This window comes from Microbacterium sp. 10M-3C3, assembly GCF_003931875.1.
GTDB lineage: Bacteria > Actinomycetota > Actinomycetes > Actinomycetales > Microbacteriaceae > Microbacterium.
Genome location: NZ_CP034245.1, coordinates 624,655 through 645,350, shown reverse-complemented (window position 1 = coordinate 645,350; position 20,696 = coordinate 624,655). Strand labels below are relative to the sequence as shown.

The window sequence follows — 20,696 nt, the reverse complement described above, 5'->3', positions numbered from 1 at the left end:
CTTATCTAGCGATCCACCCTGCCCCTCTTGACATCCCGCCGAGACGCGCTCGCCCGCACCCGCGCAAAATGCAGGCCGAACCGTCTCTTGGTCGCCCGCAGCGGGCGGCGAGCGGCGCTCGAGCCTGAATTCCGCGCGCTCAGCGGCGGCTCGCGAGTATCCGCGCGCTCAGCGGCGGCTCGCGAGCACGCGCGCGCCCTCGCGCTCCGCGGCGGCGTTGCGCACGCCAGGCGCGAGCCGGCGAGCTTCGCGCGGATGTGCTCGCCGATCGTCACAGGCTCGTAGAGGTCCGGATGCTGCGCGTCGACGCACGACGGCAGCGTGCGGATGACCGCATCCACGTCGCCGTCGTGGAAGAACGCGGCCGACCGGCGCCGCTGGATCGTGCCGTCGATCACGGGCGGCTTGACGCGGTGCAGCGTCGACAACCAGCGCTCGTTGGTCCAGCGGGCGGTGACGTCGCCGAGATTGATGAGGAGCGCCCCGTCGGCCGGCTGCACGTCGTTCCACGACCCGTCCGCGCCGAGCACCTGGAGCCCTGCGACCTGGTCGGCCCACAGGATCGTCACGATGCCGTAGTCGGTGTGCTCCCCCATGCCGATGAGGTCGCCGTCGAGCGTGACGTCGGTGCCGGGCGGCAGCGCGTAGTTGTTCATGCGCATGACGTCGAGGGAGTGCCCGGTGCGCTCGGCGAAGAAGCCCGGCGCAAGTCCGAGCGCGTCGGCGAAGATGCGCGTCATCGTACGGGCCACGCGGGCCGCCTCGGCGAAGTACGCGCTCACGCCGGCTTCGAACCCGGCCACGTCGGGCCACACGTTCTCGGCGTAGTCGGGCTGCGGAAGCCCCGGCGCATCCGGGTAGGCGGACTGCCCCGCGCCGATGTTGAAGGCCTCGAAGAAGTCGTTCATCCGGTTGGCCGACTCCACGCCGAGCGACAGGCTCAGCGACTCCGACTTCGGCGGTGTGTACCCGCGGTTGATCTCCGGCGGCGTGCGCCAGGTCTTCTTGCGCTCGAAGTCGAGCGCGAAGAACGCGTCCATCGCCTCGGTGAGCCCGCGGATGACGGCGTTCGGGATGCCGTGCCCGGTGATCTGGATGAACCCGACCGTGCGGCACGCGTCGTCGATCTGCTGAGCGACTCGGGCGCGCGCCTCGGGGGCGCCGTCGTCGACGTACGCGGCGATGTCGACGGTGGGGACGTGGAAGGTCATGGCAACTCCTCTGTTCGGAGGCCGCCGACGGCGGCTCGTGCAGGCAGCCGCTTCACGCTTTCCCATCGCCCGGCGGTGCGGGGGACTCGCTTTCATGAGCGTCGGCACCACGGTACGCCCGCGCGCGTTTCGTGCGGGTTACGACCTCGGCGCCGGCCGCGCAACCCCGTGCGACGGTTGCTGGGCGTGCCTAGGCTGGCGTCGTCCGCAGCGAGGAAGGAGCACGCATGTCCACCGAGTTCTCCCCATCCGATCTGCCTCTCGAGCACGAGCCGACCGACGAGGACCGCCCGGCCGACCCGGACGAGGACGTCTCGACGGCGCTGCCCGACGACGAACGGCCGCTCGACCCGGCGGATGCGGCGCCCGCGCCGCCGCTCGACGACGACCGCCCCGTGCGCCTCGACGATGACGAGGACTGACCGCACGCGCTTCGCCGGCCGGCTGCGCAGAATTCAGGCTCGACGGGCGATGGCAGGCCGTGATCGGCCGTGAACGACCGCTCAGCCTGAATTCTGCGCGGCTCAGAGGGCGGAAGCGGCGGCGGGCGCGACGATCACGGCCGACTCGGGCGGCAGGGTGACGCGCCCGGGCTCCAGCGACACCGCCGCATCCGTCGCCAGCAGGACGACCGCGTCGCCGGCGACCTCCGCGTGGAACGGCTCGTCGGAGAGGTTCGCGAGCACCGACAGGTCGCCCGAGCGGAAGCCGTACGCGCGGCCCCCCGCGAGCTCCTCCGTGAACGCCGTGCGCACGGAGAAGGCCGGGTCGGTGAGCTCCGGACGCTCGCGGCGCACCCGGGCGAGGTCGCGGTACAGCTGCAGCAGCCGCGCGTGGTCGTCGCGATCGACCTCGTCCCAGTCGAGCTTCGAGCGGCGGAAGGTCTCGGGGTCCTGCGGGTCGGGGACGACGGACTCGTCCCACCCCATCTGCTCGAACTCCGCGATGCGCCCCTTCGCGGTCGCCTCGCCGAGCTCGGGCTCCGGATGCGACGTGAAGAACTGCCACGGCGTCGAGGCGCCCCACTCCTCGCCCATGAAGAGCATCGGCGTGCCCGGGGTGGTGAGGGTGAGCACGGCCGTCACGGCCAGGCGCTCGAACGACAGCGTCTGCGACAGCCGGTCGCCCGCCGCACGGTTGCCGATCTGGTCGTGGTCCTGCGCAAACGTCACGAGGCGCCACGCCGGCACGTCGGCCGGGATGGGGTGCCCGTGGTCGCGCCCTCGGAACGACGAGTACGTGCCGTCGTGGAAGAACCCGCCCTCGGTCACCTTCGTGTACGCCTCGAGCGCCTCGAAGTCGGCGTAGTACCCGATCGTCTCGCCGGTGACGGCGACGTGGGCGGTGTGATGCCAGTCGTCCGACCACTGCGCGGTCAGCCCGTACCCGCCGGCCTCGCGCGGCAGGATGAGCTTCGGGTCGTTCATGTCCGACTCGGCGATCGTGGTGAGCGGCCGCTGCTGGTGGGCGGCGAGCGCGTCGGTCGCCGCGGCGAGCTCCTGGAGGAGATGCGGCTCACGGTGGTCGAGGAGCGCGTGCACGGCGTCGAGGCGCAGCCCGTCGACGCGGTAGTCGCGCATCCACATCAGCGCGTTCTCGACGATGTACGCGCGCACGGCGTCCTCGTCGAGGTTGACCGAGTCGCCCCACGTGTTGCGGCTGCCGGTGCGGAGGTACTCGCCGAACTCCGGGAGGTAGTTGCCGCTCGGACCGAGGTGGTTGTAGACGACGTCCTGGATGACGGCGAGGCCCGCCCGGTGCGCCGCATCCACGAAGCGCTGATACGCGGCCGGGCCACCGTACGCCTCGTGCACGGTGTACCACAGCACGCCGTCGTACCCCCAGTTCCACACGCCGTTGAAGCCGTTCACCGGCAGCAGCTCGACGTGCGTCACACCGAGCTCGACGAGGTGCGGGAGGCGCTCGATCGCGGCGTCGAGGGTCCCCTCGGGCGTGAACGTGCCGATGTGCAGCTCGTAGATGAGGCCGCCGGCGAGCGGGCGGCCGGTCCACGCCACATCCGTCCACTCGTGCGTCGAGGGGTCGAACCACGCGGATGCACCGTGCACGCCGTCGGGCTGCCGCCGGGAGCGCGGGTCGGGGCGGAGGTCGCCCCCACCGTCGTCGCCGCCCAGCACGAAGCCGTAGCGCTCCCCGTCCGACAGGGCGACATCGGCGCGCCACCACCCGCCGTCCGCGGCGTGCAGCTCGACGTCCTCGACCGTCGTCGCGCCGTCGTCCGCGAGCCGTCGCATCCGCACGCGCTGCGCCTTCGGCGCCCACACCTCGATCATCGGGGGTCCTCTCCTCGTTCGGTCCGCGAGCCCGCACCTTCGCCGCGACCGCGCACGAGATGCGGCGCATCCCATGCTCGATCGCGAGAATCGTGCGCGCTCGCGACAGGCGTCACGATCGTCACGCCTCGGGGACGAGCAGCGCGACGGGGTAGACAGACAGCACGTCGGCCAGTCGCAGCTCGGAGCCGGCGAAGCGGCGGCCCGTGAACGCGTCGACGACCGGCGCCGGGGTCCGCAGCAGCAGCGTGTCCCCCCAGCCGCCGCGGCGCGCGAGGCCGACGGGCAGGCGGGTGGCGACGGCGAGCGCGCCGCCGCGGTCGAAGGCCACGGCGTGATCGGCCGCCGAGCCGACGACCGTGAGCGGCGTGTACCGCGTGAACAGGTCGGGCCGCTCGCGCCGGAGCCGCAGCGTGCGGGAGGTGACGAGCAGCTTGGCAGCACCGCCCGCGTCGACCGCGGGGAGGTCGCCGTCGGCGTCGAGCTCGGCGAGCATCCGCGCCCGCGCGTCGAAGTCGACGGCGCGGCGGTTGTCGGGGTCGACGAGCGACATCTCCCACAGCTCCGAGCCCTGGTACACGTCGGGCACGCCCGGTCCGGCCAGCTGCAGCAGCTTCTGCGCGAGCCCGTTGCTCCACCCCGCGGCGGCGATCTCGGACACGAACGCGTCGATGTCGGCCGCTGCCGCGCCGGTCGCCGCATCCACGACGGCGTGCATCCGGGCTTCGAACGCCTCGACGGGGTCCCACCACCCCGTCGCCTCGGCCGCCTCGCGTGCCGCCTTCTCGGCGTACGCGTGCAGGCGATCGCGGAACACCTCGCCGCGCGCCTCATCGAGCCCCGGCCACGCGCCCACGATCGCCTGCCACAGCAGGCTGTCGAACGGCCCGTGGCCGGTGGATGCGACGGCGCGGAAGCGCTCGAGCACCTCCGCCCAGCGGGCGGGGATCTCCGCGAGCACGGTCAGTCGCGCGCGGACGTCTTCGCCGCGCTTGGTGTCGTGTGTCGAGAGCGCCGTCATCGCGTGGGGCCACGCGGCGTGCCGCGCGATCTGCGCGGCGTGGAAGCCCGCGACGGGAAGCGCGAACTCCGACGGGTCGCCGCCGACCTCGGTGAGCGGGCCGAGCCGCGAGTAGCGATAGAAGGCGGTGTCTTCGACGCCCTTGGCCATGACCGGCCCCGTCGTCTGCTGGAACCGGCGCGCGACCTCGAGCGAGGGGTCCGAGAGCACCGGGACGAGCGCGGCGATCGTGTCGGCGAGGTCGGGACGACGCGCGGATGCCTCGGCCGCCGCGGCAACGAGGTGCTCGGCGCCGGCCGGCAGGTACGAGCGGTACACCGGGAAGCACGTCAGCAACTCGGCCAGCGCGTCCTGCAGGGTGGCCGCATCCGCCGCTCCCGCGCCCGTTCCGGAAGCCGCCCCGGCACCCGGTCCCTGAGCTCGTCGAAGGGCGCGCACGAGCCGGCGGATCTCGGCGACCTGGATCGTGTCGGCGATCATGCGCTTGGTGTCGTGGATGAGGTCGTGCCAGCCCGTCGAGGGATCCAGGCCCGTCTCGGTCCGCAGGCGCGCGTCGAGGGCGTCGAGCGGAGCCTCGCCCGCCGGGTCGACGAGCACGCGCGCGACCTCGGCCATCGCGTCGTACCCGGTCGTGCCGGCGGTCTCCCACCACGACGGCAGCGCCTCGCCGTGCTCGAGGATCTTCTCCACGAGCACGTACGGCTCGGCGTCGCCGGCCTCGCGCATCGCCGCCGCGAGCTGCTCGAGGTAGCCGCCGGGGTCGAGGAGTCCGTCGGGGTGGTCGATGCGCAGCCCGTCCGCGAGCCCCTCCCGCACCCACCGCAAGATCTCGGCGTGAGAGGCGGCGAACACGTCCGGCCGCTCGACGCGGAGGCCCGCGAGGGTGGTCACGGCGAAGAAGCGGCGGTAGTTCAGGTGGGCCGCTTCGTCGCGCCAGAATCGCAGCTCGTAGTGCTGCCGTTCCAGGATCGCCCGCACGGTGTCGGGCTCGGCCCACGTCGCGGCGCCCGCCGACGGGCCGGCGTCGTCGAGCGACCCGGGCGCGAGGGGCAGCGCGTGGTCGAAGTAGCGCAGCACCCCCGAGGGCGCGTCATCCGCCGGCTCGGGGTCGATGACGATGTCGCCGGCCGCGATGATCTCCTCGAGCGAGGCGCCGAGCACCGGCACGAGCACGCGGCCGCCGCCGACCTCCCAGTCGATGTCGAACGCGTCCGCGTACACCGACTCCCGTCCGAGGCGCAGCACGTCCCACCACCACGGGTTCTCCCGCGGGATCGACACGCCCATGTGGTTGGGGACGATGTCCACGAGCACGCCGAGGCCGGCGGCGCGAACCGCCGCGACGAAGCGGTCGAGCCCTGCGGCGCCGCCGCGCGCGGGGTCGACGAGCGACGAATCGACCACGTCGTAGCCGTGGTCGGAGCCGGGCGTCGCCTTCAGCAGCGGCGAGAGGTACGCCCATGACACGCCCAGGTCGCGCAGGTAGTCGGCGACGGATGCCGCGGCGCCGAGGTCGAACGACTCCCGGATCTGCAGCCGGTAGGTCGAGAGGGGGCGACCGGTCACGTCACAGCTCCGGCTTGGGGGCGGGCGCGGGGACGTCGTCGGGCGAGATCGTGCCGGCCTGGAAGGTCAGCGACGCCGCGACCGAGTGGTCGATCTCCGGCTCGGGCAGTGCATGCTCGCACAGCACGACGAGCGACTTGCCCTCGAGCGACAGCGTCGCGCCCGGCTGCACGGGGTCGCTGTTGGCGAGCACGCCGGCGGTGTCGACGAGCACGTCCCACTCGGGGCTGTACTTCACGTCGGGGATGACGAAGTCGACCGCGTCGTCACCGGCGTTGAAGAGCACGATGAAGTGCTTGTCGGTGATCGGCTCGCCGCGGCGGTCGCGCTCGCGGATGCCCTGGCCGTTGAGGAAGACCCCGATTGCGCGACCGAAGCCCGAGTCCCAGTCCTCCGGCTGCATGAGCGAGCCGTCGGGTCGCAGCCACACCACGTCCGGGACCGGCGCGCCCTCCTCCATCTTCACAGGACGGCCGTTGAAGAAGCGGCTGCGACGGAAGCTCGGGTGCTCCTTGCGCAGGCGCGACAGCGCCGCGGTGAATTCGATGAGGGGCTGGTCGGCGTGCTCCCAGTCGACCCACGTGATCTCGTTGTCCTGCGCGTAGCCGTTGTTGTTGCCGCCCTGCGTGCGACCGAGCTCGTCGCCGTGCAGCAGCATCGGGACGCCCTGGCTCAGCAGCAGCGTCGCGATGAAGTTCCGCTGCTGGCGCGCCCGCGCCGCGAGCACCGCCGCGTCATCGGTCGGACCCTCGACGCCCATGTTGTCGGAGCGGTTGTGCGATTCGCCGTCGTTGTTGTCCTCGCCGTTGGCGTCATTGTGCTTCTCGTTGTACGACACGAGGTCGCGAAGCGTGAATCCGTCGTGCGCCGTCACGAAGTTGATCGAGGCCACGGGGCGACGGCCCGAGTGCTCGTACAGGTCGGCCGATCCGGTCAGGCGCGACGCGAACTCGCCGAGGGCCTGCGGCTCGCCCCGCCAGAAGTCCCGCACGGTGTCGCGGTACTTCCCGTTCCATTCGGTCCACTGCGGCGGGAAGTTGCCCACCTGGTAGCCGCCGGGCCCGACGTCCCACGGCTCGGCGATGAGCTTGACCTGCGAGACCACCGGGTCCTGCTGCACGAGCTCGAAGAAGGTGGCGAGGCGGTCGACGTCGTAGAACTCCCGCGCGAGGGTCGACGCGAGGTCGAAGCGGAAGCCGTCGACGTGCATGTCGTTCACCCAGTACCGCAGCGAGTCCATGATGAGCTGCAGCGCGTGCGGGTTGCCGACGTTCAGGCTGTTGCCGGTGCCGGTGTAGTCGGTGTAGTACCGCTTGTCCTCGTCTTCGAGGCGGTAGTACGCCTCGTTGTCGATGCCGCGCATCGACAGCGTCGGGCCCATGTGGTTGCCCTCGGCGGTGTGGTTGTAGACGACGTCGAGGATGACCTCGATGCCGGCGGCGTGCAGCGCCTTGACCATCGCCTTGAACTCCTGCACCTGCTGGCCGTGCTGGCCGGTCGAGGAGTAGGTGTTCTGCGGCGCGAGGAACGCGATCGTGTTGTAGCCCCAGTAGTTCGACAGCCCCTTCTCCTGGAGCGTCGAGTCGTTCACGAACTGGTGCACGGGCATGAGCTCGATCGCGGTGACGCCCAGGCGCTGCAGGTGGTCGATGACGGCGGGGTGCGCGATGCCCGCGTACGTGCCGCGCAGCTCCTCGGGCACGTGGGGGTTCAGCTGCGTGAGGCCCTTCACGTGCGCCTCGTAGATGAAGGTCTCCGAGTACGGGATCTTGGGCTGGCGGTCGCCGGTCCAGTCGAAGAAGGGGTTCACGACGACGCCCTTCATCATGGCGGCGGCGGAGTCGTCGTCGTTGCGGGAGTCCGGGTCGCCGAAGGTGTACGAGAACACCGACTGGCCCCACTTCACCTGGCCCTCGACCGCCTTCGCGTACGGGTCGAGGAGGAGCTTGTTCGGGTTGAAGCGCTGCCCGTTGGCGGGGTCGTAGGGCCCGTGCACCCGGTAGCCGTAGCGCTGCCCCGGCTGGATGTTCGGGAGGTACGCGTGCCACACGTAGGCGTCGACGTCGCGCATCTCGACACGCGTCTCGCGACCGCGCTCACCGAACAGGCACAGCTCGACGCGCTCGGCGCCCTCGCTGAAGAGGGCGAAGTTGGTGCCGTTTCCGTCGAAGGTGGCCCCGAGGGGATAGCTGGATCCTGGCCAAGTCTGCACGCCGCCACACTATTCGAGCGGGGAATCCACGGTGGCCCGTTGACCGCCGCCGGTGCGCACGTTATGCGCCCGCGGGCGGATGCAGCAGCAGGTCGATGCGCTCGTCGAGATAGGCCGCGAGGGGCACGTAGCCGCCGGCTGCGCTCCACCGGATGTGCGGCACGCCGTCACGGACCGCGAGCGGCGACGTGCGCGCAGTGAGCTCGTCGAGATCGAGCGTGACCCAGTCGATGTGCACGGGCTGTCCCTCGGCGAACCCGCCGCGGCGCGCGGCCGCGGCGAGCGCCGCGCGCTCGCGCTGCGACTGCGCGGCATAGCCCCGCCGCGCCTCGGTCCGCGCGCGCACGACGTGCCCGGTCTCGCGGACGTCGTCCTCCGTGAGCAGCAGGATCCCGAGGTGCCACGCCTCGGTCACCGGCACGATGCGCGGCGCCCGCGGGATGCCGAGGATCCGCGGCCGCACCTGCAGCTCGCCGAGCGCTTCGGTCGGATGCCCGCGGAGGCGGTGGCGCGCCCGCTGGAGCAGGTCATGGACGGCCGCCGCATCCGCCATTCGCACCTCCGCTCGGGCTTCCGATCCTGCCACGGGGGCGGGGCGGCGTCATCCGCTCGCGCGGGCGCGCCGTCCCGCTCCTCACCAGCCGAGCTCGCCGGCGTCCTCCTGGAACGTCCCCGTCGGTCCGTCGGGGCCGATCGAGGCCCAGCGCGCCACGACCGCGGCGCTCTCGATCGCGGGCCGACCGGGGTGGCTGCCGGGATCGCCGCCGCCGAGCTCGGTGGCGGTGATGCCGGGCTCGACCGCGTTGACCCGGATCCCGGGGTGCGCCTTGGCGTACTGCACGGTGAGCATCGAGACCGCGGCCTTGCTCGAGCCGTAGACCAGCGAGACGAACCGCGAGGCCGGCCGGCTCGGCTCGTGCGTCGCCCAGAACGACCCGAGCGCGCTCGAGACGTTCACGATGACGGGATCCGCGGATGCAGCGAGCAGCGGCAGCGCCGCCTCGGTGACGCGCACGATCCCCACGACGTTGGTGTCGTACACCTCGAGCACGCTCGGTCCGTCCAGCGCCTCCGCCGTGCCGCCCAGGCGCTTGGCGATGCCGGCGTTGTTCACGAGCACGTCCAGCCCGTCGCCCGCCGCCGCGATCGTGGCGAAAGCCGCGGCGACGGAGGCGTCGTCGGTGACGTCGAGCTGCACGAAGCGGCCGCCGACCTCCGCGGCGGCCGCCTCCCCGCGCTCGGGGTCGCGGGAGCCGACCCACACGGTGTGGCCGGCGTGCACGAGGAGGCGGGCGGTTTCCTTGCCGAGGCCCTTGTTCGCCCCGGTGATGAGTGTCGTCGTCATGCGTCCCACCCTGCGCCGCGCCGCCGCCGTCAGGCAGTCGTCCGGTCGTCGTAGGACTGGCGGTACCAGGACAGCCCGCCGCATCCGGGCGCACACTGGTGGGGTGCAGACAGGGGAGTTCGGACGCGCGATCCGGCGGTGGCGCGACCGCGTCGACCCGGATGCAGCGGGGGTCGCGACCGGGCCGCGGCGGCGTGCGCCGGGGCTGCGGCGCGAGGAGCTGGCCGCGCTCGCCGGGATCTCCGTGGACTACCTCACGCGTCTCGAGCAGGGCCGCGCGACGGCGCCCTCCGAACAGGTCGTGGAGGCGCTCGCGCGGGCGCTGCGCCTGAACGCCGACGAGCGGGCCCATCTGTTCGCGCTGGCCGGGCGCGACCCGGGCGCCGGCGTCGTGTCGGGACACGTGCCACCGAGCGTGCAGCGGCTCCTCGACCGGTTCGAGGGCATCCCGATGGTCGTGTACGACGCCGCGTGGAACCTCGTCGTCGCCAACGCGCCGTACGACGCCCTCATGGGTGCGACCTCGATGCTCCGCGGCCGGGAGCGCAACGCCGTGTGGCGGAACATCCTCGGTCCCGCCTCTCGCGCCCGCCGGAGCGCCGACGAGCACGACGCGCAGGTGGCGAGCCTCGTGGCCGATCTGCGGGCGACCGCCGCCCGCCATCCCGCCGACGCGCGGCTGCGCGACCTCGTCGCGGATCTGCGCGCCGCGAGCGAGCGGTTCGCCGAGCTATGGGACACCGTGGCGGATGCGCCGAGCTCGGGCGGAGGGCGGCGGAAGATCATCGACCATCCGCTCGTCGGACCGATCCAGGTGGACTGCGACACCCTCGTCGTCGCCCAGGACGGGCTGCGGATCATGCTCTACACCGCCGAGCCCGGCACGGCCGACGCGGAGAGGCTGCAGCTGGCGATCGTGCTCGGCACGCAGTCGCTGGTCGAGTCCTGACTCGCGGTCGTCAGGCCTCCTCGGCGGCCTTCCGCGCGCGCTCGGCATCGCGCGTGGCGGCGCGTGCCCGGTCGGCGGCGGCCGAGGCCTCGGCCTCGCGCGCATCCCGCTCGGCGTCGGCGGCCTCGGCGTCGCGCTCGATCCTGGCGAGCTCTGCGCGCAGCTCGTCGGCGCGCTCGTGCAGCAGGTCGGCGCGTTCACGGGCCTTCTGGGCGCGCGCTTCGAGGCGGACGCGCTCGCGCTCCGCTTCGGATGCGGCGCGTTCGGCCTGACGGGCGGCGGCCTCGGCCGCCTTGCGGGCCCGACGGGCCGCGAGGTCGTCGCGCGCGGGCGCGGGCCGCGGGGTGACACCGGGCAGCGTGCCGCCGACGGCGGCGGGCAGGTCGGCGGGGTCGGTGTCGGGCCCGATCGTGCGCACGAGGCGCCCGGTCAGCACCGCGGCGGCCGCGGTCTCGTCGACGATCGCGGCGTTGATCGTGCGGGAGACCTCGTCGACGACCGTCGCGCTCAGCGTCGTGCCGGCGTCCTTCGCGAGTGCCGTCGCCCGGCGGGCGAGGCCGGCGACGAGCGCACGGCGGTCGCGCCCGAGCCGAGCGAGCTCGGCGGCGTCGAGGTCGTCCTGCGCCTCGTGGAGCGCGCGGGACAGCTCGACCGCCTCAGCCAGCTGGCCGTCCGCCACGAGCAGATTCACCGCCCATGCGGCCACCGACGGCTTGCGCAGCTCGCGCACGGCCTTCGCGGCGGCACCGGTCAGCAGCGCGGCGCGGGCGTTGCGCGCGGCGGTGAACTCGGCGGGGGGCAGCGCGTACAGCGCCGCGGCCACCGCATCCGGGTCGTCCGCCATGCCGTCATCCTGCCGCACGGCTCGTCCTCGGCGGTACACGAACTCAGGCTGCGCATGGCCGATCGGTCCGACACGCCGCCGATCCCGGCCGCCCGGCGGCGTCCAGCCTGAATTCGTGCTGCCGGGGGCGGGCGGCCCGGCGGGTCAGAGGGGGAGGACGCCGACGCCGCGGATCTCGCGGTGGAGGCGCTCCATCCGCGCGTCGAGCTCGGCGGCGGTGTCGGCCGCCGACTTCAGGTCGGCGAGCAGCTCGTCGGGCACCTGACGGTCGTACTTGTAGTAGATCTTGTGCTCGAGGCTCGCCCAGAAGTCCATCGCGATCGTGCGGAACTGCACCTCGACGGGCACCGCCACCCGCCCCGTCGACAGGAAAACAGGCACCTCCACGATCGCGTGCAGGCTCTTGTAGCCGTTGGGCTTCGGGTGCGCGATGTAGTCCTTCACCTCGCGCACCGTGATGTCGTCCTGCTGCGTGAGCAGGTCGAACAGGCGGTAGGCGTCGGCGACGAAGCTGCACGTGATGCGGATGCCCGCGATGTCGGTGATCCCGTCGCGCACCGATGCGAAGTCGGCGTCGATGCCCTTGCGCCGCACCTTCTCGACGAGGCTGTCGGGCGACTTGACGCGGCTGGAGACGTGCTCGATCGGGTTGTAGGCGTGCATCTCCTGGAACTCCTCGCGCAGGATCGAGATCTTCGTCTCGACCTCCGCGAGGCCGAAGCGGTACTCCATGAGGAACCGCTGGAACTCGTCGCGCATCGCCCGCAGCGCGGCGCCCGAGACGGTGATCTCCTCGTCCTCGGGCGAGATGGGCACGGGCGCGGCGAGCGGGTCGGGCATGCCCCGCACGCTACGCATCCGGGCTAGGAGCCCCCTGAAAACCCACATCTCCCGCACCCGAGGAGCGGGCGAATCGGCCGAGATCAGTACGTGTCACGTGAATTCGTACTGCATCCGGCCGATTCGCCTGTTCTGGGCGGCGGGGCGGGCGCGGTCAGGTGGCGGTCAGACCGGCGGCGGTGCGGTCGTCGCGCGCGGGACGAGCTGCGTCGGCAGCCGCAGGTGCGTCTGCGCGGGCGCGCCGCCCCCCATGAGCTCGAGGAGCATCGTCAGCGCCTCGGCGCCGAGGCGCTGCATCGGCTGCCGCACGGTGGACAGCGCCGGCGTCGACTGCGACGCATCCGGGATGTCGTCGAAGCCGATGACGGAGAGGTCATCCGGCACGGACAGGCCCCGCTCCCCCGCGACGCGCACGACCGTGAGCGCCGACACGTCGTTCGCGGCGAACACGGCCGTCGGGCGATCGTGGCGTGCGAGCAGCCGCGTCGCCGCCTCGCGGGCGATGTCCTCGTTGTAGCGGCCGACCCCCACGAGCGTGCGGTCGAACGGGATGCGGGCGTCCTCCAGCGCACGGCGGTAGCCCGCCTCGCGCGCGATCGAGGAGCGCAGGTCGGGCCGGCCGGCGACGAAGCCGATGCGCCGGTGGCCGAGGGAGATGAGGTACGACACGGCCTGGCGCGCACCGGCGAAGCTGTCGGATTCGACCGTCGGCAGGTCGGCAGGGCCCGTGTGCGGGTCGATCGCGACGACGGGCACGTCGGCGCTGACGTTGACGACAGAGGGCGTGACCATGATGACGCCGTCCACGAGCGTGCCGCTCAGACGGCTGAGCGAGCGGCGCTCCCACCCCTCGTTGGTCATGACCTGCGAGCCGCTGTACGCGAGCAGGTCGAGCCGCGAGTCGCGGAGCGCACCGCCCACGCCCTTCAGCACTTCGGCGGAGAACGGCTCGAAACCGGCGACGAGGACGCCGATCACGCCCGTCCGCCGCGCGCGCATGCTGCTGGCGACGAGGCTCGACTCGTACCCGAGCTGGGACACGGCGGCCAGCACGCGCTGCACGGTCTCGGCGGACACGCCGTAGCGCCCGTTGACGGCCTTGGAGACGGTCGCGACCGAGACACCCGCCGCAGCCGCGACGTCGTGGATGGTGGCGCGACGATGCATAGGACGGATCGTAGCGGCACGGAAAACATTTTCGAAAACGTTTGACGAAAGACGCGACCGTTTGCACACTGGCTGAGCCGGGCACCGCACACGCCCGCGACAACATCGGCCCCTCGATGATCGAGGCGGCTCTCAACGAGGAGATAGGTGATCACATGAGGACCACACGGTTCGCGGCGGGGGCGATGGCCCTCGCGGCCGGCGCGCTCGCGCTGAGCGCGTGCTCGGGCGGCGGCTCGGGGTCGGCCGACGGCACGGTCGAGATGACGCTCTGGCAGAACTCGACCACGGGCCCCGGCCAGCAGTTCTGGAAGGACGCGATCGCGGCGTTCCAGGAGGAGAACCCCAACGTCAAGATCACGATGCAGTCGGTGCAGAACGAGGATCTCGACGGCAAGCTGCAGACGGCGCTGAACGCCGGCGACCCGCCGGACATCTTCCTGCAGCGCGGCGGCGGCAAGCTCGCGGCGATGGCCAACGCGGGCCAGCTCATGGACCTGAGCGACAAGATCTCCGATGACATCCGCGACCAGATCTCCGAAGGCTCGTTCGCCGCCGAGACCTATCAGGACAAGGTGTGGGCCATGCCCCTCTCGGTCCTGCCCGGCGGGTTCTTCTACAGCCAGGACGCGTTCACCAACGCGGGCATCACGACCAACCCGACCACGGTGGACGAGCTGAAGACCGCGGTCGAGCAGCTCAAGACCACGGGCATCGCCCCCATCGCCCTCGGCGCCAAGGACGCGTGGCCCGCCGCCCACTGGTACTACTTCTTCGCGCTGCGCGAGTGCAGCCCCGAGGTGCTGGAGAAGACCGGCGACTCGAAGGACTTCAGCGACGACTGCTGGCTCAAGGCCGCCGAAGACCTCGAGGACTTCGCCGCCATCGAGCCGTTCAACGACGGCTTCCTGACCACGACCGCCCAGCAGGGCGCAGGCAGCTCGGCCGGCCTCGTCGCGAACCGTCAGGCCGCGATGGAGCTCATGGGCGCGTGGGACCCGGGCGTGATCGCCTCCCTCACCCCCGATGAGAAGCCCCTCCCCGACCTGGCGTGGTTCCCCTTCCCGGAGGTCTCCGGCGGTCAGGGCGAGCCAGGCTCGATGATGGGCGGCGTCGACGGCTACTCGTGCGCCGCGCAGGCACCCCAGGAGTGCGCCGACTTCCTGAACTTCGTCGCGAGCGCCGACCAGCAGAAGGCGTACTACGCCGCCTTCCAGTCGCCGCCCGTGAACTCCGTCGCCCAGGAGGCGGTCACCGAGCCGTATCTCAAGCAGATCCTCGAGGCCTACAACAGCGCCCCGTTCGTCTCGCAGTGGCTGGACACGGTGCTCGGCCAGAACGTCGGCAACGCGCTCAACGTGGCCGTCGTGGATCTCCTCGCCGGCAACAGCTCGCCTGACGAGCTCATCAAGACCGTCAACGCGGCGGGCGCGCAGGGCTGATCATGACCGTACGCGAGATGTCCGCCACGGACGCTCCGGATCTCGCGCACCACGACGGGGGCGGCACCACGCCGCCCCCGTCGGTGCCGCGGGCGGGGCGCCGGCGGCGCGGCCTGACGTGGGCGGGACGCTTCGAGGTGCTCCTGCTCGCGGGGCCCGCCACCCTGATGTTCCTCGGCTTCGTGATCCTGCCGGTGGCGATGGCCGCCTACTACGGCTTCTTCCGCTGGTCGGGCTTCGGGCCGGCCACCGAATTCGTCGGGCTGAAGAACTACCTCGTCATCTTCAGCGATCCGAACTTCCAGCAGGCGCTGCTGCACAACGGCTTCATCGTCGTCACGTCGCTCGTGCTGCAGGGCCCGATCGCGATCCTGCTGGCGCTGCTGCTGAACCGCAAGATGCGCGGGCAGTCGCTGATCCGCGTCCTCATCTTCGTGCCCTACGTCATCGCCGAGGTCGTCGTCGGCACGGGCTTCAGCCTGCTGCTGTCGACCAACGGCGCCGCCAACGGCCTCCTCGAGAAGATCGGGCTCGGCGGCCTGCAGCAGGACTGGCTCTCCAACCCCGGCATCGCGATCTGGACCCTCATGGCGATCCTCACGTGGAAGTACGTCGGCTTCGCCGTCATCCTCTTCCTCGCGGGCCTGCAGGGCATCCCCGAGGAGCTGTACGAGGCCGCGGCCATCGACGGCGCGTCGTACTGGCAGATCCAGCGCCGCATCGCGCTGCCGCTGCTGGCCCCGACGCTGCGCATCTGGGCGTTCCTGTCGATCATCGGCGCGCTGCAGCTGTTCGACCTCGTCTACATCGTCTGGGGCCAGTACGTCTCGTCGGTGGCGGGCACGAACACGATGGCCATCTACATGGTCGCGACCGGCCGCAACGCCGGGAACTTCGGCTACGGCAACGCCGTCGCCGTCGTCATCTTCGTCATCTCCCTCGTCGTCGCGCTGATCTACCAGCGCTTCGTGCTCCGCCGCGACACGGCCGGAGCCATCACAGAGAAGGGTGCGCAATGAGCACCATGACCCTCACGACGACCGCGCCGGCGTCGCGCGGGCGCCGAGCGGCCCGCGCCCAGCTGCCGTGGGGCTCCCCGCTGGTGTACTTCGTCGCCCTCGTCGTCATCGCCCTCATGCTCGGTCCGGTGATCTACATCATCATCGGCGGGTTCCGCTCCAACTCGGCGATCACCGTCGACCCGGCGGGCTTCCCCGACCCGTGGAACTTCGAGAACTACGCCAGCGTCATCACGAGCGGGCAGTTCTGGACACAGGTGGGCAACTCCACGATCGCCGCCCTCGCCACGACCGTCGGCGCGGTCGCCCTCGGCCTCATGGCCAGCTACGTGATCGCGCGCTACAGCTTCCGCGGCCGCGGCGTGCTCTACGCGCTGTTCGCCGCAGGGCTCATGTTCCCGATCACCGTCGCGATCACGCCGCTGTACATCGTGGTGCGCACGCTCGGCCTCATGAACTCGCTGCCGGGCGTCATCCTCCCGCAGATCGCGTTCGCGCTGCCGACCACCGTCATCATCCTCGTGCCGTTCCTGCGGGCGATCCCCGACGAAATCCAGGAGGCGGCCTACATCGACGGCTGCGGCCGGCTCGGGTTCTTCTTCCGGATGGTGCTGCGCCTGGCGGTGCCCGGCGTCATCACCGTGGGCATCCTGGCCTTCATCGGCAGCTGGAACGCGTACCTCCTCCCCCTGTTCATCCTCAACAACGAGGCGACCTTCACCCTCCCCCTGGGGGTGCAGGCCTTCTCGTCGCAGTACTCGGTCGACACCGCGCGCGTCCTCGCGTTCACGTCGCTGTCGATGCTGCCCGCGTTGATCTTTTTCAGCCTGTTCGAGCGTCGCATCGTCGGCGGTCTGACCGGCGCCGTGAAGGGCTGACCGTGAACGACCCCCGGACCGCTGCATCCGCGCGCGTGCGCGCCCTGTTCGAGAGCATGACGCTCGAGGAGAAGGCCGCGCAGCTCGTCGGCTACTGGGTCGATCAGGGCGGCGAGGTCGTCGCCCCCCTCGCGAACGAGATGGTGACGACGACGCGGTACGCGGATGCCACGTCCCACGGTCTCGGCCACCTCACGCGCGTGTACGGCACGCGGCCCGTCGACCCGGCGGAGCGGGCGGCATGGCTGTGGGCGGAGCAGCGGCGCCTGCGCGAGCAGACGCGGCTGGGCATCCCCGCCATCGTCCACGAGGAGTGCCTCACGGGGCTCGCGGCGTGGCGCGCGGCGACCTTCCCGACCCCGCTCGCGTGGGGCGCGTCGTTCGACCCGGAGCTCGTCGAGGAGATGGCCGCGGCCATCGGGGCCTCGATGCGCGAGCTCGGCATCCACCAGGGCCTTGCACCGGTCCTCGACGTCATCCGCGACCCCCGGTGGGGCCGGGTCGACGAGTGCATCGCGGAGGATCCGTACGTGGTCGGCACCATCGGCACCGCGTACGTGCGCGGGCTGCAGTCGGCGGGCGTGCACGCGACGCTCAAGCACTTCGTCGGATACTCCGCGTCGCAGGCGGCGCGCAACCACGCCCCGGTGCACGCCGGCCCACGGGAGCTCGCCGACGTGCTGCTGCCGCCCTTCGAGATGGCGCTGCGCGACGGCGGCGCGCGATCGGTCATGAACTCGTACGCCGAGATCGACGGCGAGCCGGTCGCGGCGAGCCCGCACTACCTCGGCGACGTGCTGCGCGAGCAGCTCGGCTTCGACGGCCCGGTCGTGTCGGACTACTTCTCGGTGGCGTTCCTGCAGTCCACGCACGGCGTGGCCGCCGACCTCGGGGAGGCCGCCGAACTGGCGCTCGCCGCGGGCATCGACGTCGAGCTGCCCACCGGCGACGCGTTCGCGGAGCCGCTGCTCAACCGCATCCGCGACGGTCGCCTCGACGAGGGCGCGCTGGATGCCGCGGTGCTGCGGGTGCTGACGCAGAAGGAGGAGCTCGGACTGCTCGACGAGACGTTCGCCGAGCCGCCCACGGCCGTCGACCTCGACGCGCCGCATCACCGCGAGATCGCGCGCCGGCTGGCGGCCGAGTCGGTCGTGCTCGTGCGCAACGACGGCGCGCTCCCCGCCGCGCCCGCCACGATCCGCCGGCTCGCCGTGATCGGCCCGAACGCGGACTCCTCCGAGTCGATCATGGGGTGCTACTCGTTCGCCAACCACGTGCTCGCGCACCACCCCGAGGTGGAGCTGGGCATCCGCATCCCCACGGTGCTCGACGCGCTGCGCGCCGAGTTCCCGGATGCGGCGGTCACGACCGCCCGCGGGTGCGAGGTCGAGGGCGACGACCCCGCCGGCATCGCCGAGGCGGTCGCCGCGGCGCGCGGCGCCGACCTCGCGGTCGTCGTGGTGGGCGACCGCGCGGGGCTGTTCGGTCGCGGCACCGTGGGCGAGGGCAACGACGTCGACGACCTCGAGCTGCCGGGCGCACAGCGCCGCCTCGTCGAGGAGGTCGTCGCCGCCGGCACGCCCGTCGCGCTCGTCGTCGTCTCCGGTCGGCCCTACGCCATCGGCTGGGCGCTGTCGGGAGCGGCGGCACCCGCCGCGATCGTGCAGACCTTCTTCCCCGGCGAGGAGGGTGCCGACGCGATCGCGGGCGTCGTGTCGGGGCGCATCGTCCCCTCGGGGCGCCTGCCCGTCTCGCTCCCCCGGTCGGCCGGCGCGCAGCCGTACACGTACCTGCATCCGCGGCTGGGCGGACCGAGCGAGATCACGAGCGCCGACCCGACGCCCGCCGCGCCGTTCGGCTTCGGCCTGAGCTACACGACGTTCGCCCACGAGGATCTCGTCGTCGCCGACCGCGTCACCGCCGGCGAGTCGTTCGAGGCGGCCGTGACGGTGCGCAATACGGGCGACCGCGCGGGCGCCGACGTCGTGCAGCTCTACGCGCACGACGTCGTGGGGAGCATGACGCGCCCCGTCGCGCAGCTCGTCGCGTATCGACGGGTCGAGCTCGCCGCGGGCGAGGCCGCGCGCGTGACGTTCACGGTGCCGGCATCGCGGCTCGCGTTCGCCGGGCGCGACGGCCGCCGCATCGTGGAGCCTGGCCGCATCGAGCTGTGGGTCGGTCCCTCGTGCGCCGACCGCGAGGCGACGGCGACGGTGGAGCTCGTCGGGGCGGTGCATCCGATCTCCCCCGCCGACGCCCGCATCGCGACCTCGTCCGTCGCGGCGGCCGTGCCCGCTCCGCTGTAGCCGGCACCCGGACGCGCCGGGGCCCTCCCCCGCCGGAGCGAAGGAGGGCCCCGGTGTCTCCGTCGAGGACGGACATGTACGTGGCCGTGGTGTGGAGCGGATGAGCGCCGACCGCGAAGGGAGCTCCGGGTCGTCGCGGGCGTCAGGCCAGCTCGGCGGCGCGCTGCGCGGCCACGCGGTCGTACGCCTCGCGGATCTCCGGGCGCGGGTCGGATGCGGCGTCCCGCTCCCACGCGATGCCCCATGCCGGCCGTTCGCCGCGCAGCGTCCAGGCCGCCTGCCGGGCGGCGCCGAGCGCGACGTACTCCCCCGGCGCCGGGACGGCGACGGGCACGTCGAAGACCTGCGCCGCGATGGTCGATACCGCGGCGCTGCGGGCCGCGCCCCCCACGAGGAGCACGCGCTCGGCCGTCACGCCGAGCGTGCGGATCGCGTCCATGCCGGTCGCGAGTCCCGCGAGCATGCCCTCGACGGCGGCGCGCGCGAGATTCTCGCGCGTCGTGTTGCCCAGCGACAGGCCGGCGAGCGAGGCCCGCGCGGTCGGCAGGTTGGGGGTGCGCTCGCCCTCGAACCACGGCACCAGCACGACGCCGCCCGCGCCGGGCTCGGCCTCGAGCGCGAGCGCGGCGAACTGGTCGTGCGAGACGCCCAGCAGGCGCGCGGTCGCGTCGAGCACCCGTGCGGCGTTGAGCGTGGCCACGAGCGGCAGCCAGGCGCCCGCCGCATCCGCGAACCCGGCGACCGTCCCGGTGGGGTCGGCCACGGGCGCCTCGGTCACCGCGAAGACCGTGCCGGACGTGCCGATCGACACGCCCACGTCGCCCGGCGCCGCATCCAGCCCGAGCGCCGCTCCCGCGTTGTCGCCCGCGCCGGCGCCGACGACCGCGCCGCCGGGGGTCGTGCCCGCGCTCTGCCCTGGCCCGATGACGCGCGGCAGGATCGCGTCGTGCCCGAGGGCGCGGGCGAGCAGGTCGCGGTCGTAGCCGTCCGCGCCCCAGTACGCGGTGCCCGACGCGTCGGAGCGGTCGGTCGTGAGCTCGTCGAGGTCGGGCCGGTCGGGCCCGAAGCCCCGCAGCCTCCACGTGAGCCAGTCGTGCGGCAGCGCGACCGCGGCCACACGCGCGGCGTTCTCAGGTTCGGCGTCGCGGAGCCAGCGCAGCTTGCTCGCGGTGAAGGACGCGACCGGCACGACGCCCGTGCGTGCGGCGTACGCCTCGGCGCCCACCTCGCGCACGAGGTCGGCGGCGGCCTGCGCCGAGCGCGTGTCGTTCCACAGGAGAGCCGGGCGGATGACGCGACCCTGCGCGTCGAGCGCGACCATGCCGTGCTGCTGGCCGGCGATCGCGACGGCCGCGACGTCGTCGAGGCCGCCCGCGTCGGCGATCGCCGCCTGGAGGGCGTGCCACCACGCTTCGGGGTCGACCTCGGTGCCGTCGGGATGTGACGCGCGCCCCTCGCGCACGAGCAGCCCCGTGTCGGCGTCGAGGATCACGACCTTGCACGATTGCGTCGACGAGTCGACTCCGGCCACCAGCGTCATCGCGGTGCGCCCCTTTCTGCGGGTGTCACGTCGAGTGTCCACGACACGCCGCTGCATCCGGA

The 20,696-nt window shown here is 72.5% G+C and carries 16 protein-coding genes; 6 read left to right on the top strand and 10 right to left on the bottom strand.

Features of this window, described 5'->3' with window-relative positions:
- Positions 1-5: 5 nt before the first annotated feature.
- Positions 6-1,211, bottom strand: a complete 1,206-nt coding sequence (locus EI169_RS03060; protein WP_125130894.1) for a 2-oxoglutarate and iron-dependent oxygenase domain-containing protein — start codon at positions 1,209-1,211, stop codon at positions 6-8.
- A gap of 227 nt (positions 1,212-1,438) precedes the next feature.
- Here EI169_RS03060 and EI169_RS03055 point away from each other — a divergent pair, with 227 nt between their 5' ends.
- Positions 1,439-1,633 (top strand): hypothetical protein, encoded by a 195-nt coding sequence (locus EI169_RS03055; protein WP_125130892.1) that lies wholly within the window; start codon positions 1,439-1,441, stop codon positions 1,631-1,633.
- A gap of 102 nt (positions 1,634-1,735) precedes the next feature.
- Here the strand turns inward: EI169_RS03055 and treZ are convergent, their stop codons facing one another.
- The 5 genes from treZ to EI169_RS03030 form a co-directional block, all read right to left on the bottom strand.
- The gene (gene treZ, locus EI169_RS03050) at positions 1,736-3,505 is read right to left on the bottom strand and encodes a malto-oligosyltrehalose trehalohydrolase (protein WP_125130890.1); all 1,770 of its coding nucleotides are present in this window, start codon (positions 3,503-3,505) and stop codon (positions 1,736-1,738) included.
- 121 nt (positions 3,506-3,626) lie between these two features.
- A complete protein-coding gene (treY, locus tag EI169_RS03045; RefSeq protein ID WP_125130888.1) occupies positions 3,627-6,092 on the bottom strand; it encodes a malto-oligosyltrehalose synthase in 2,466 nt (821 codons plus the stop codon).
- Position 6,093: 1 nt separating this feature from the next.
- Positions 6,094-8,304 (bottom strand): glycogen debranching protein GlgX, encoded by a 2,211-nt coding sequence (gene glgX / locus EI169_RS03040; RefSeq protein WP_125130886.1) that lies wholly within the window; start codon positions 8,302-8,304, stop codon positions 6,094-6,096.
- 61 nt (positions 8,305-8,365) lie between these two features.
- A complete protein-coding gene (locus tag EI169_RS03035) occupies positions 8,366-8,857 on the bottom strand; it encodes a glutaminase (RefSeq protein WP_125130884.1) in 492 nt (163 codons plus the stop codon).
- Positions 8,858-8,938: 81 nt separating this feature from the next.
- Positions 8,939-9,649, bottom strand: coding sequence for an SDR family NAD(P)-dependent oxidoreductase (locus EI169_RS03030; RefSeq protein ID WP_125130882.1), 711 nt, complete (start codon positions 9,647-9,649; stop codon positions 8,939-8,941).
- Positions 9,650-9,752: 103 nt separating this feature from the next.
- Here EI169_RS03030 and EI169_RS03025 point away from each other — a divergent pair, with 103 nt between their 5' ends.
- Positions 9,753-10,598, top strand: coding sequence for a helix-turn-helix transcriptional regulator (locus tag EI169_RS03025; RefSeq protein ID WP_205783867.1), 846 nt, complete (start codon positions 9,753-9,755; stop codon positions 10,596-10,598).
- A 10-nt stretch (positions 10,599-10,608) separates the two neighbouring features.
- On the opposite strand, the gene EI169_RS03020 is transcribed toward EI169_RS03025, so the two are convergent.
- The 3 genes from EI169_RS03020 to EI169_RS03010 form a co-directional block, all read right to left on the bottom strand.
- On the bottom strand, positions 10,609-11,460 hold the full coding sequence (locus tag EI169_RS03020) for a transposase (RefSeq protein WP_125130878.1): 852 nt from the start codon (positions 11,458-11,460) through the stop codon (positions 10,609-10,611).
- A gap of 126 nt (positions 11,461-11,586) precedes the next feature.
- Positions 11,587-12,282: a GTP pyrophosphokinase family protein gene (locus EI169_RS03015; RefSeq protein WP_125130876.1), complete on the bottom strand. Its 696-nt coding sequence runs from the start codon at positions 12,280-12,282 to the stop codon at positions 11,587-11,589.
- 165 nt (positions 12,283-12,447) lie between these two features.
- Entirely contained in the window at positions 12,448-13,449 is a 1,002-nt protein-coding gene (locus tag EI169_RS03010) for a LacI family DNA-binding transcriptional regulator (protein WP_125130874.1), read from the bottom strand.
- A gap of 155 nt (positions 13,450-13,604) precedes the next feature.
- On the opposite strand from EI169_RS03010, the gene EI169_RS03005 reads away from it, so the two are divergent.
- From EI169_RS03005 to EI169_RS02990, 4 genes are read left to right on the top strand one after another with little or no spacing between them, the layout of a single operon-like run.
- Positions 13,605-14,891 (top strand): extracellular solute-binding protein, encoded by a 1,287-nt coding sequence (locus EI169_RS03005; RefSeq protein WP_125130872.1) that lies wholly within the window; start codon positions 13,605-13,607, stop codon positions 14,889-14,891.
- Between the two features lie 17 nt (positions 14,892-14,908).
- Positions 14,909-15,910: a sugar ABC transporter permease gene (locus EI169_RS03000; RefSeq protein WP_240640577.1), complete on the top strand. Its 1,002-nt coding sequence runs from the start codon at positions 14,909-14,911 to the stop codon at positions 15,908-15,910.
- Positions 15,911-15,915: 5 nt separating this feature from the next.
- Positions 15,916-16,788, top strand: a complete 873-nt coding sequence (locus EI169_RS02995) for a carbohydrate ABC transporter permease (RefSeq protein WP_240640752.1) — start codon at positions 15,916-15,918, stop codon at positions 16,786-16,788.
- A gap of 56 nt (positions 16,789-16,844) precedes the next feature.
- Positions 16,845-19,094: a glycoside hydrolase family 3 N-terminal domain-containing protein gene (locus EI169_RS02990; protein WP_125133293.1), complete on the top strand. Its 2,250-nt coding sequence runs from the start codon at positions 16,845-16,847 to the stop codon at positions 19,092-19,094.
- 142 nt (positions 19,095-19,236) lie between these two features.
- Here EI169_RS02990 and xylB read toward each other — a convergent pair whose 3' ends face one another.
- Positions 19,237-20,634 carry a xylulokinase gene (xylB, locus tag EI169_RS02985; RefSeq protein WP_125130866.1) on the bottom strand — a complete coding sequence of 466 codons (1,398 nt, stop codon included), beginning with the start codon at positions 20,632-20,634 and terminating at the stop codon, positions 19,237-19,239.
- Positions 20,635-20,696: the final 62 nt, after the last annotated feature.